Origin of the sequence: Streptomyces sp. NPDC057702 (assembly GCF_042799315.1) — a bacterium.
Taxonomy (GTDB): Bacteria; Actinomycetota; Actinomycetes; order Streptomycetales; family Streptomycetaceae; genus Streptomyces.
This window is the reverse complement of record NZ_JBHVJC010000036.1, coordinates 1-12,359: the sequence shown is the minus strand read 5'-3', so window position 1 is coordinate 12,359 and position 12,359 is coordinate 1. Positions and strand designations below refer to the sequence as shown.

Annotated in this window: 7 protein-coding genes and 2 pseudogenes; all 9 read right to left on the bottom strand. The window is 73.2% G+C overall.

What is annotated here, in order from left to right; translation table 11 throughout:
• Positions 1-118: 118 nt before the first annotated feature.
• Positions 119-1,021: pseudogene (locus ACFVFR_RS25290) on the bottom strand (SURF1 family cytochrome oxidase biogenesis protein); the annotation flags it as partial.
• Between the two features lie 228 nt (positions 1,022-1,249).
• Positions 1,250-2,758, bottom strand: coding sequence for a hypothetical protein (locus ACFVFR_RS25285; RefSeq protein WP_383705599.1), 1,509 nt, complete (start codon positions 2,756-2,758; stop codon positions 1,250-1,252).
• A gap of 365 nt (positions 2,759-3,123) precedes the next feature.
• Positions 3,124-3,783, bottom strand: coding sequence for a SigE family RNA polymerase sigma factor (locus ACFVFR_RS25280; RefSeq protein ID WP_383705596.1), 660 nt, complete (start codon positions 3,781-3,783; stop codon positions 3,124-3,126).
• Positions 3,784-4,665: 882 nt separating this feature from the next.
• Complete coding sequence (locus tag ACFVFR_RS25275; RefSeq protein ID WP_383705594.1) at positions 4,666-5,751, bottom strand: aspartate-semialdehyde dehydrogenase; 1,086 nt, start codon at positions 5,749-5,751, stop codon at positions 4,666-4,668.
• Between the two features lie 68 nt (positions 5,752-5,819).
• On the bottom strand, positions 5,820-7,091 hold the full coding sequence (locus ACFVFR_RS25270; RefSeq protein ID WP_383705591.1) for an aspartate kinase: 1,272 nt from the start codon (positions 7,089-7,091) through the stop codon (positions 5,820-5,822).
• Between the two features lie 602 nt (positions 7,092-7,693).
• Positions 7,694-8,362, bottom strand: coding sequence for a DUF5063 domain-containing protein (locus ACFVFR_RS25265; RefSeq protein ID WP_383705589.1), 669 nt, complete (start codon positions 8,360-8,362; stop codon positions 7,694-7,696).
• Positions 8,355-8,954 carry a recombination mediator RecR gene (recR, locus tag ACFVFR_RS25260; RefSeq protein ID WP_383705586.1) on the bottom strand — a complete coding sequence of 200 codons (600 nt, stop codon included), beginning with the start codon at positions 8,952-8,954 and terminating at the stop codon, positions 8,355-8,357. The genes ACFVFR_RS25265 and recR overlap by 8 nt, the downstream gene beginning before the upstream one ends.
• 344 nt (positions 8,955-9,298) lie before the next feature.
• Positions 9,299-9,634, bottom strand: a complete 336-nt coding sequence (locus ACFVFR_RS25255) for a YbaB/EbfC family nucleoid-associated protein (RefSeq protein WP_383705583.1) — start codon at positions 9,632-9,634, stop codon at positions 9,299-9,301.
• A gap of 1,826 nt (positions 9,635-11,460) precedes the next feature.
• Positions 11,461-12,359 (bottom strand): annotated as a pseudogene (locus tag ACFVFR_RS25250) (DNA polymerase III subunit gamma and tau); the annotation flags it as partial.

The window sequence follows — 12,359 nt, the reverse complement described above, 5'->3', positions numbered from 1 at the left end:
CCGCCTCCGCCTCAGCCTCCGAGGGCGCCGTACCCGCCCCGGCTCCAGCACCGACACCCGCACCCGCGTCAGGGGCGAGGCTCGGGGTCGGGTCAGCGCTCGGGGCGGTGGCCGAGGTGGCGGGGGCGGCGGGGGTAGCTGGGCCGCTCGACGGCTCAGGGTCTGGGCCAGGAGCGGGGGTGTCGGGGTCGCCCGGGCCGCGTGACGGGCCGGGGTCGGGGGCAGAGGTGGAGGTGTCGGGGGGCGGGGTGATGCCCAGGGCCACGTCGCGGGCGTTCTCCGCCTCGCGGCGGAAGAGCCGGAACCACATGAAGACGACGAAGCCGGCGAAGACGAACCATTCGCCGGTGTAGCCGAGATTCTGGAACGCCTTGAGGTCGAGCCCGGTGCCTTCGGCGGCTGCCGGCGGTACGGGCGTGAGCGGGGCGGTCGCCTTCGTGAGGGTGACCCACGCGTCGTGTACGTCGTACGACACCAAGTTGACCAGCGACGCGGCGCTGATCATGCCGAGTTGGCCGGCGGGCAGCCCGCCGCGCGCCTGGACGCCGCTGCTGGTGCTGTGTTCGGACGCCTGGAGGGCGCCGACCACGGTCACCTCGCCGGTCGGTACGGCGGGCACCTTGGCGCGGTCGGCGGGGGAGTCCGCGTCGCCCGGCAGCCAGCCGCGTACGACGGGCAGGGCGTGCGTGTCGCCGTCGAGGCGCAGCAGGGTGAGGACGTAGAAGCCGTCGCGGTCGTCCAGCGAACGGTCCGGGACGAGCAACTGGTGGGTGGCGTCGTATCGTCCGACCGCCCTGGCCTGTCGACCGGAGGTCTCCTTGGTGACCGGCAGCAGGTCGGCCAGCGGCGCGGCGGCGGTCGACTCCGCCTTGTCGGCGTGGTCCCGCTGCTCCTGGTGCGAGTCGACCCGCGACTCGAAGCGGCTGAGCTGCCAGCTCCCCATGAACAGGCACAGGGGGATGCTCAGCGCGGCGAAGACGTTGATCCCCCACCACCGGGGCGTCAGCAGGAACCGATACACACCACCACGGTACGGGCCCACCCCACGCGGGCCGCAGGAGGGGCCTGGGCTCGCGGGGCGCGGGGCGCGACGAACCCGGTCGCGCGGGCGCGGGCTCCGGTGCGGTGCGCCGCGTTGTGCGCTGCTGGTTCGCTCGATGCCGGGGCGCGGCCGACGGGTCCCACGACCATGTGCGGGGACCGGCCGGGGCCTGCCGGGTGTGCCTCGCGTACCGGCTGTGACCTGGGGTTACGGGGCGGCCAGGGCTCCGGTGTGGTAGACGGTGCCGGAGCACGCCTCGGGGACGGTCGCGTTCGCGACCGCGGGGTCGCCCGCGTCCGGTGTGTGGCTGATGACCACGCTTGAGGGTGCGGGCGGTTCCTCGCCGCCCCCGCCTCCGGTGCTCCCCGGGCCGGCCGTGTCTCCGGGCGGGGCCGGCGTGGCGGGCTCGCCTTCCACCGGGCTCTTCTGGGGCTCCTCGGCCGTGGGGGTGGGGCTGGGCGAGCTGCCGCCGGCACAGCCCGTGGCGCCGCCACCCGGGGTGGGGACCCACGCGTAGCGCACCTCGTACGCCTGGCCGGGCTGGAGGATGAGCTGGTCGGCCGAGGCGGAGGGCGGGGGCAGTTCGGTGGCCGGATCGCCCACCGTGTGGTCGACGACCTGCACCTCGGAAGGGTTCGCCGCGCCCTGGGCCGTCGCGCCGACGACACCGCTGCCGTCGACGGTGCAGGGGTCGCCGGAGGTGTTCACGACGCGGAACGAGCCGTACACCTGTCCCTCCGCGTTGGCCGCGCCCACGCTGCTGCCGCCGTCGCCGAGCTGGTCCCGGCCGCATGTGGGAGAGGTGGCCGCCAGGGTGCTCGACGGGTTGGGCAGAGCCGGGTCCACGGCCTCGGACGGGCGCGGAGCCGGCTTGTCCTTCTGCTTCTTCTCTTCCTTCTCCGCCTTTTCCTCTTCTTCCTTGTCCTTCTTGGACGGCTTCTTCGGTTCGCTGATCGGACCGCTTTCGCCGTGGTGCCCGCCGGCCATCGGGTCAGGCGTGCGCTCGCTGCTCGCGGCGTTGGCCGGGCGGCTCTGCGAGGAGTCGCCGATGGCGGTCACGTGCACCAGCGCGGGGATCGCCGCCCCGCCGAGCACGATCGCGGCGGCGGCGCCCACGAGCGCCTGGCGGCGGCGCGTCCGACGGGCCGGTACGGCGTGACGCAGGTGGTCGAGGGCGGTCGGGGCCGGTTCCAGGTCTCCCACGGCGCCGCGCATCATGCGGCGCAGCGCGTGCTCGTCCAGCCCGCCGCCGAGCCCGGCCAGCCCGTCGTCGCCACCGGCCGTCGAGCCGGCGGCCCCGGCCGAACCGGCCGCCGGCGCGGAGGCGGCCCGGTCGGAGACGGTCAGGTCGGAGGCGGTCAGGTCGCGGGTGGTCGAACCAGCGGCGGGCGGGTGGTCCACCACGGGCTTGTCCGCGTCGGATGCGGACCCGGTTGGTCCGGACTTCGGCACGGTCGGGTCAGAGGCGGTCGCGGTCTTCTCGTCGTCGACCTGGTCGCCAGCGGACGCACCACCGGCGATCCCCCCACCGGCGGCCCGCGCGCCGGGAAGTCTGTCGTCGGCCTGGTCGCCAGCGGCCCCACTGCCGCCGCTCGTCCGGCTGACGGCCGTGTCGTCAGCGGACCCGTCCCCCGCCACGCTGTCGTCAACCGGCTCCGGGCGGGTCTCGGCTCGCGCGGCCTCGGCCGGCCCGTCGCCCGACTCGTCGGAAGTCACCGCGCCGGGCTGGTCCGCGTCAGGCCACTCGGCGCCGGGCGCCTGGGGGCGGAGTCGCTCCGCTTCGGAAGCCGTCGCGTCAGGCTGGATCGTTTCGTGGTCCTCGGTGTTCGATCGCCACTTTTCGGCCGCGGAATCGCTCTCGGCCGCAGGGGCGTCGCACTGCCCGGTGGGTTGTCCGGAGGCGTCCTCGGCAGTCGCGCCGTCCCGCCCGTCGGCGGTGCGCCCCTCGGTCTCGACGGTGGGATTTCGCACCGTAGGCGACGTATCTCCCTGCTCGTCCGGGACGTGGGCCGTCTCGCCGCCCTCGCGTCGGCCATGGTCAGCCTGCCGGTCCGGCCCGCCCGGCCTCGCGTGCTCGTGGCTCATGCCGGGGCCTCCATGGCGACGCGTAGCGCCGCGATACCGCGCGATCCGTACGCCTTGACCGAACCCAGCGATATCCCGAGGGTCTCCGCGACCTGGGCTTCGGTCATGTCGGCGAAGTAGCGCAGCACCAACACCTCGCGCTGCCGGCGTTGCAGTCCCCGCATCGCCTGAATCAATTGATCGCGCTCCAGCAGTTCGTACGCACCCTCCTCGGCACTCGCCATATCGGGCATGGGCTTGGAAAGCAGCTTGAGCCCGAGAATGCGCCGGCGCAGTGCCGAACGGGAAAGGTTGACGACGGTCTGGCGCAAATAGGCGAGTGTCTTTTCCGGCTCCCGCACGCGATTACGCGCGGAATGCACCCGTATAAATGCCTCTTGAACGACATCCTCACACGACGCCGTATCGTCCAAAAGCAGCGCCGCGAGGCCGAGCAGCGACCGGTAATGGGCTCGATACGTCTCGGTGAGGTGATCGACTGTGGTGCCCGCTGCCATCGCGTCGTCAATGTCCCCGCGCTGTGAAGGTACGTGAACGGGGCGAGCGGCCGGCCATGGCGCGATCACCGGCATACCGCCAGAGGTACGCGAACGCGGCGGGCGCACTGCCGCGCTGCCACGCCCCAGGGCTGTTGCGATGCCAAGTACCTCTGCCACGCCTGTTGGACACGCTTCCCCCCGTCAGGGTTGTACGCGGGAGGCGCCGCCCCGAACAATGCCACCATTGCCCCCATGCGCAACAACCCTCCCTCAATGCCCCATTTGTAACAGTGCCCATAAGGGGCGGTGACGAAGACGCCTCCCCCCGACCGGCGGTTGCGGAAAGTGGGGAGCGAATAGTCGAACAAAATGATGTCGCAGATCAAGCGAGGCGACCCATAGGGCGGTCACAGAATCTTCACATGTTGTACCGCAGGCTGGCACGCGCCCCCGCACCGGCCCCGCACCTTCCGGTCACCACCCACCGCGCACGCGCCACGGCGCCCCCGACTGTCCCCGCCGCTCCACGACGAACGCCCCGCCATGTCGCGCGGGACGGGCGCGCGCGTCACCGGGACCCGCGAGATGCCTCGGCGACCGCCCGCCCACGGTCGAGCCCCGCGGGCCCGGCCCCGCCACCCCTACTCCGTTCGCGCACGCACAGCGCGTCGAGCCGAACGTGCGGCACTTCCCGCAGCACGCCCGCGCCCCACCAGCCACGACTCCACGCCGAGCCGGCCCCCGCGCCGCCCGACGCACGATCGCACCCGCATCCGCACCGACCAGTGATGAGGAACCCGGCGATCGGCCGACCCCGAAGGCGTACCCGACCCGGGGCCGCGCGGGCGACGGCGAGGAGAGGTGGCCGCCCCCCGAGGAACCGGCACACCGCCACCGCCGACACCACCACCAAGCGTCGCGCGGCACCGCGAAGCGTCGCACGGCGCCGCGAAGACCAGGGCCCCCGCTGCACGACCGCCTCGCGGGTGACGCATCGCGAGGCGGCGGGGCTGGCGGGGGCTTGTGGCCGGTGGCGCGAGGGCCGACGGCCGTCGGTGCTCAGTGACTGCCGGTCAGTTCCGCGGCCACGACCTCGGCGATCTGGGCCGTGTTCAGCGCCGCGCCCTTGCGCAGGTTGTCGCCACAGACGAACAGTTCGAGAGCGTTCGGGTCGTCCATCGAGCGGCGGACGCGCCCCACCCAGGTCGGGTCGGTGCCCACGACGTCGGCCGGAGTCGGGAACTCGCCCTCGGCGGGGTTGTCGCACAGCACCACACCGGGCGCGCTGGCGAGGATCTCGTGCGCGGCGGGGACAGTGACCTCGTTCTCGAACCGCGCGTGCACGGTCAGCGAATGGGTGGTGATCACGGGCACGCGGACGCAGGTCGCGGTGACCCGCAGACCGGGCAGCCCGAGGATCTTGCGCGACTCGTTGCGGACCTTGAGCTCCTCCGAGGTCCAGCCGTCCTCCTTGAGCGAGCCGGCGAAGGGCACCACGTTCAGCGCCATCGGTCCGGGGAAGGGCCCGGTGTCCCCGACCGCGCGGCGCACGTCGCCGGGCTGCGTGCCCAGCTCCGTGCCGGCGACCTTGGCGAGCTGCGCGCGGAGCGTGTCCACGCCCTCCTTGCCGGCGCCGGAAACGGCCTGGTAGGAGGAGACGATCAGTTCGCTCAGCCCGAACTCGGCGTGCAGCGCCCCCATCGCGACGATCATCGACAGGGTGGTGCAGTTGGGGTTCGAGATGATGCCGCGCGGGCGGAGGCGGGCGGCGTGCGCGTTGACCTCGGGAACGACCAGCGGAACGTCCGGGTCCATACGGAAGGCGCCGGAGTTGTCGACGGCCACCGCGCCCTTGGACGCGGCGATCGGCGCCCACTGCGCGGAGACCTCGTCCGGTACGTCGAACATCGCGACGTCGACGCCCTCGAACGCCTCCTCGCTCAGCGCGACGACCTCGACCTCCTCGCCGCGCACGGTGAGCTTGCGGCCGGCCGACCGGGGCGAGGCGATCAGTCGGATCTCGCCCCAGACGTCCGCCCGCTCCGAGAGGATGCCGAGCATGACCGTGCCCACGGCACCGGTCGCGCCCACCACGGCCAGCGTCGGCTTGCCCGCCCGCCCGGCGGAACCGCCGTCACCACTCACGCCCGTCACGTCACCCACACCGCTCACCACGTTCACACCGCTCTCACCGCGTCCACCGCCGACACTGGTCATCGACCTGTGCCGCCGTACACGACAGCCTCGTCACTCTCGCTGTCCAGGCCGAACGCGCTGTGCACCGCGCGCACCGCGTCCTTGACCTCGTCCTGCCGCGTCACGACCGAGATGCGGATCTCCGAGGTGGAGATCAGCTCGATGTTCACGCCGGCGTTCGACAGGGCCTCGAAGAAGGTCGCCGTCACCCCCGGGTTGGTCCGCATACCGGCGCCGACCAGCGAGATCTTGGCGATCTGGTCGTCGTATCGCAGCGAGTCGAAGCCGATCTCGGGCTGCGCCTTGGTGAGCGCCTCCATGGCCTTGTGGCCGTCGGTCTTCGGCAGCGTGAAGGAGATGTCGGTCAGCCCGGTCGACGCGGCGGAGACGTTCTGCACCACCATGTCGATGTTGAGCTGCGCGTCCGAGATCGTGCGGAAGATGGCGGCGGCCTCGCCCGGCTTGTCCGGCACACCGACGACCGTGATCTTGGCCTCCGAGGTGTCGTGCGCCACGCCGGAGATGATCGCCTGCTCCATGCCTTCTTCTCCTTCGGGCTTGTTACGCACCCAGGTGCCCACGTGGCCGGAAAACGACGACCGGACGTGGATGGGGATGTTGTAGCGACGGGCGTACTCGACACAGCGCAGGTGCAGCACCTTGGAACCGCTGGCCGCGAGTTCGAGCATGTCCTCGAACGCGATGTCGACTATCTTGCGCGCCTTCTTCACCACGCGCGGGTCGGCGGTGAAGACGCCGTCAACGTCGGTGTAGATCTCGCACACCTCGGCGTCGAGCGCCGCGGCCAGCGCGACGGCCGTCGTGTCCGAGCCACCACGGCCGAGCGTGGTGATGTCCTTCTTGACCTGGGAGACACCCTGGAATCCGGCCACGATCGCCACCGCGCCCTGGTCGAGCGCGTCCCGGATGCGACCGGGCGTGACGTCGATGATCCGCGCCTTGTTGTGGACCGAGTCGGTAATGACACCTGCCTGGCTGCCCGTGAAGGACAGTGCTTCGTGCCCGAGGTTTTTGATCGCCATCGCCAGCAACGCCATGGAGATTCGCTCTCCAGCGGTCAGCAGCATGTCGAACTCACGCCCGGCAGGAATCGGCGAAACCTGCTGAGCGAGGTCGATCAACTCGTCCGTAGTGTCGCCCATCGCGGAAACCACGACGACCACCTGGTGGCCGTTCTTCCTGGCTTCCACGATTCGCTTGGCGACGCGCTTGATGCCCTCGGCATCCGCAACGGAGGAGCCGCCGTACTTTTGCACGACAAGGCCCACGTGCGCTCCTCGCTTGTCTCTTCTGGGGTCATCCCCCAGACCCCCGCAGGGGGGTAACTGCGGTCGGCTCAGTCTAACGAGCAAGTCGGATAAGCCCTCCCAATATCACATAGCGAGACACATAACTCACTTCATGATCAGGCAGGACGCACCCACACTCACCCGCTCAGCGAGCAACCCTGCCCGCTCCACGCGAGGGCACACGGGAACGTAATTCAGGTCACAGCGAGACGAGGACACCCAGGCGGCCGAATACCGCCCTCCTGAGCGTCCGGAATCCGGGCCACACACCGGATAGCGCACACGACCTACGCGGAACCAGCCACTCAGACCACGGCCGGCCCGCGATCACCCACCCGGCCGACCCGACACGGCCCACCGCCGGCCAGCACCCGACCGACCCGACGCCGCCCACCGGCCCCCGGCCGCCCCGGCGACGACCACGGCCACAACGGCGACGGGTACGACCACGGCGGAGCAGCGGGCCGAGCCACCCTCGCCGGGCCGGGTCACCCTCGCCGGGCCGGCCGCCCCTCGCGAGCCGCCGGACGCGGGCCCACCCGCAGCCGGGCCCGCACGGTTCGCGGAACCCTCCGCTCCGGCTAGCGCGGAGCGGAGGACGGCAGACCGAGCGGGGCCGCGATCTCCGCCGCCATCACCCGCCCCGCCTCCTCGGCGAGCTCGTCGTCGCCATCAGCGCTGGTGTCCGTGTCCAGGCCGTCGAGTTCGTCCAGCGGGCTGTCCAGACGCACGTGCGCGACCAGCGACTGGAGGGCGCGCAGCGCGGCGGAGGCGGTGGTGCCCCAGTTCGACAGGTAGGAGAACTGCCACCACCACAGCGCCTCGCTGACCCGGCCGTCGCGGTAGTGCGCCATGCCGTGCCGCAGGTCGGTGATGATGTCGGCGAGGTCGTCGGAGATACGGCAGGCGACGGGCTGCGAGCGCGGCACGTACGGGTCGAAGACCTCGGAGTACACGTCGATCGGGTCGAGCAGCGTGGCGAACCGCTCGCGCAGTTCGTCCACGTCCGGCTCGGGCCCGACGTCGGGCTCGTAGCGTTCGTCCGGAACGAAGTCCTCGTGCGCTCCGAGCCGCCCGCCCGCGAGGAGCAACTGCGAGATCTCCAGCAGCAGGAAGGGGACCGCGCTGTCCGGCTCGTCCCCCTTGGCGACCTCCGTGACCGCCACGATGAAACTCTCGATCTGGTCGGAGATCTGTACGGCGAAGTCGGCCGGGTCGTGGTGGCTGTCGTGCAGCGTTGCGTCAGACATCGAGAAGTCTTCTCCCTTCGAAGGCACGTCCCAGCGTGACCTCGTCGGCGTACTCCAGGTCTCCCCCGACGGGCAGGCCGCTCGCCAGCCGCGTGACCTTCAGGCCCAGGTGTTTCACCATGCGCGCGAGGTACGTGGCGGTGGCCTCCCCCTCAAGGTTGGGATCGGTGGCCAGAATCAGCTCGGTGACAGCGCCGTCCGCGAGCCTGGTCAGCAGTTCCCGTATCCGCAGGTCGTCCGGGCCGACGCCCTCGATGGGGCTGATCGCGCCGCCGAGCACGTGGTAGCGACCGCGGAACTCACGCGTCCGCTCGATCGCGACGACGTCCTTCGGCTCCTCCACGACGCAGATGACCGCGACATCACGCCGCGGATCGAGACACACACGGCACTGCTCGGCCTCGGCGACGTTGCCGCACACCACGCAGAACCGGACCTTGGCCTTGACCTCGGTCAACGCGTGCGCCAGACGGCGTACGTCGGTCGGCTCAGCCTGCAGGATGTGGAAAGCGATCCGCTGCGCGCTCTTGGGACCGACGCCGGGAAGTCTGCCCAGCTCGTCGATGAGGTCCTGGACCACGCCTTCGTACACGGAACGCCTCCTCCTTCTGTGTGTATCTCTGACAGTGACTGATGTGGCTGGTGTGTCAACGGCCTGTACGGAGCTTGTACGCCGCACGACCGGTCGGGGCTGTCGTCGGAGCCGGGCGGCCGGGAACGGTGTCGGGGCGTCGGACGCGGTGCGGGCCGGAGCCGGGGCGCCCACGGAGCGGGCGGACGCCGTCGACGGCCCGAACCCGCCGGGCCACCCGATCCGTTCCGCGAGCCGTGGCGTACGGGACCCGACGCGTACGGGCGACTCCGCGTCGGAGGCCGTGTACGCGTGGTCTCGTCACGCGGTCGGGCCGAGCCGAGGGGGCGGGGGCGACGGGAGGGTTAGAAGGGAAGTCCGGGCACGCCGCCGAGGCCCTGCGCGAGCGGCCCGAGCTTGCGCTGCTGGAGCTCCTGAGCGGACTGGTTGGCATCCCGTACGGCGGCGACGACGAGGTCCGCGAGAGTCTCCGTGTCCTCAGGGTCCACCGCCTTCGGGTCGATGACCAGCCCCTGGAGCTCGCCACCCCCGGTCACCGTGGCCCTGACCAGACCACCGCCAGCCGACCCCTCGACCGGCGTCCGCGCCAGCTCCTCCTGAGCCGCCGCGAGATCCTGCTGCATCTTCTGCGCCTGCTGCAACAACTGCTGCATGTTGGGCTGACCGCCACCGGGAATCACGGGATCGCTCCTGGCTGTAGACGAACATCTTCAGTAGCCCGAGCCTACGTGCTCCCCGGTCCCCACGCTCTACGCCGTACGAAGGAGGCCGGAGGCAGCAGTACGAGCAGGGTGGGAGACCCGAACGAGCCCGGACGGGCCCCTCGGGACGGGGGTACGGGGCCCTCCGGGCGGGGGTGCGGGGGCCTCCGGGCGGGGAGGTGGGAAGCCCTCCGGGCTGGGGGTGGGGGCTTGCGGGCGGGACCGCCCCGCGGGTGCCCTGCGGCGGCGGGGGCGCGGGGCTCGGCGGGCGCGGGGTTCGGCGGGCGCGGGCCGCGAGGTTCTACGGGCGAGACGCCAGGCCCTTGGGTGGGGGTGCGGGGGCCCTCCGGGCGGGACCACCCTGCGGGGCGGAGGCGCGGCGCTCTGCTGCGGCAGGGGCGTGAGGCTCTACGGACGGGGCGGCGGACCCTGCGGCTGCGGGTGGGGCAGGGCCCTGCGGGTGGGGCCCCCTGGGTGGAGGCGCGGGCCTACGGGCGAGAGCATCCCGCGGGGTGGAGGCGCGGCGCTCTGCTGCGGCAGAGGCGTGAGGCTGCGGGCGGGATGGCGGGCTTTTGGCTGTGGGTGCGGCACGGGCCTGCGGGCGCGGGCCCTCTGGGTGGAAGCGCGGGCCTACGAGCGGGACGCCAGGCCCTGCGGCTGCGGGTGGGGCACGGGCCCTGTGGGTGGGGGCGGACCCCGAAGGCGGAATGCCGGCCCTGCGGGCGCGGGCCCCCTGGGTGGAGGAGCGGGCCTACGGGCGAGACGCCGGACCTTGCGGCTGCGGGTGGGGGCGAGCCCTGCGGGTGGGGGGCGGGCCCCGAAGGTGGGGCGTCGGGCTCTTGGGGCAGAGGCGCGAGACACCTGCGGGCGCGGACCCCTCTGGGTGGAAGCGCGGGCCTACAAGCGGGACGTCAGGCCCTGCGGCTGCGGGTGGGGCACGGGCCCTGTGGGTGGGGGCGGACCCCGAAGGCGGAATGCCGGGCTCTTGAAGTAGAGGCGCGAGGCCCCTGTGGGCGCGGGTTCGAGGCTCAGTGAGCGGAGGGGGAGCCTTTCGGGCGAGGCGCGAAGCCCTGCGGGAGCGGAGCCTGCTGGGAGCGGAGCCCGCTGGGTGGGGCGCGTGGCCTGCTGCGGCAAGGGAGCGGGGCTCTGCGAGCGCGGGCGCCGGGCGCCCTTCGGGTGGGGCCCCTGCGGGCGCGGGTCCTGCGAGCGGGACGCCGGGCCCTCCCCGTGGGGCATCGGGCCCTGCTGGCGGGCGCGGGCCCCGCAGGCAGGCGCCGGGTTCCTTGGGTGGAGGCGGACCCTGTGGGTGGACGTGTCGGGCCCGGCCGGACGGGCCGGGGCCGACGACCGGCCTCGCTTGGGCAGCCGCCGGAGGACCCCGCTGGACGCGCGATCGCGGCGGCCCGGCCTGACGCCGGCCTGCCGGCGACGTACCACCTCACGCGGTCGCGACGGCGCGAGGCCGCCACCCGGTGTGGGCCAGCGGGCGACGGTGCCGCCACTCCCGACCAGCGGGCCCGGGGCGCGGCCCACCGCGTGGGGCCGCCGCCCGACCTCGCCCAGCCACGGGGAACCGCCTCCAGGCCCGACCGGGCACCCCGTACGCCCCCCGGAGGCCGAGCCCCGGCCGCGCGGCCCGAGCGCGCTCCCTACCGTGCGGCCAGCCGGGGCCAGCCGGGACGAGGGTGTGGGCGTACACGTGGGCGGAGGGGCAGGCGTCGGTCAGGCTGAGCCGGCGCCGCTTTACGGCGTCCGGTCAGCCCCAGCGGAGCGAACCCGCTCGCCCGAGGTCCGCCCCGCCACGGCTACTCGTTGGTGATCTCCTCGATGACGGTCGCGCCGAGCTCGCGCACGATGAGGTCGTAGCCGCTGAGCGCGTTCTCGTCCAGGTCCGCGTCGTCCTCGGCCGGCATGTCGTACTCCGGCGCCACGGGGGTGGGCCGGCGCTCCCCGTACCCGCCGCCCGGCGCCGGGCCGCTCGGCCCCGCGTCGGTGGCGCCGGGGCCGCCCGCGCCGCCCGTACCGGATCCGGCGGCCTGTCGGGCGAGCTGGGCTCCCTCGCCGCCGGGCCTCGAACCGCCGGTCTCGCCGGCGCCGCCCGGGCCGGGCCCACCGGTGCCGCCGGCCGGCCCCTGGCCTCCGTTGCCGGAGGGTGTCGGCGGCGGTGCGGGCTGCCGAGGCGGCGCGGCTGGCGCCCCCGCGCCGAACCCTCCCCCACCGCCGAACCCGCCCCCGCCGGCGGGACCACCGAAACCGCCGCCACCTCCACCGCCGAAGCCCCCGCCCCCGCCGCCGAAGCCGGCGCCGGGGCCCGCGCCGGGCGCCTGCCCCGCGCCGCCCGAGGGGTCCACGACGGCCTCGATCCGCCACTGCACGCCGAACCGGTTGCTCAGCGCCTCCCGCAACACGTCCTCGCTGCCGCCGCTGACAAAGCTGTCGCGGGCTCCCGCGTTGGAGAAACCGACCTGGAGCGTCGTCCCGTCAAAGCCTGTGACCTGCGCGTTCTGACTCAGCAGAATCCAGGTGAAGCGGCGCTGGTTCTTCACGGCCTCCAGGATGTCCGGCCACATCGCCCGCACCTGCGCGGCGCCCTGGCCCGTCCCGGCGCCCTGACTCGCCGCGCCACCGGCACCCGCGGGCGCCGCACCCGCCGGCGCGCCACCGCTCGGCGCGCCGTACGCGCCGTCGCCGGCGGCCCCCGCGC

Excerpts from the sequence above, each read along its gene's own strand:
- ACFVFR_RS25265 (WP_383705589.1), bottom strand. The coding sequence starts at position 8,362 with ATGTCTGACGCAACGCTGCACGACAGCCACCACGACCCGGCCGACTTC.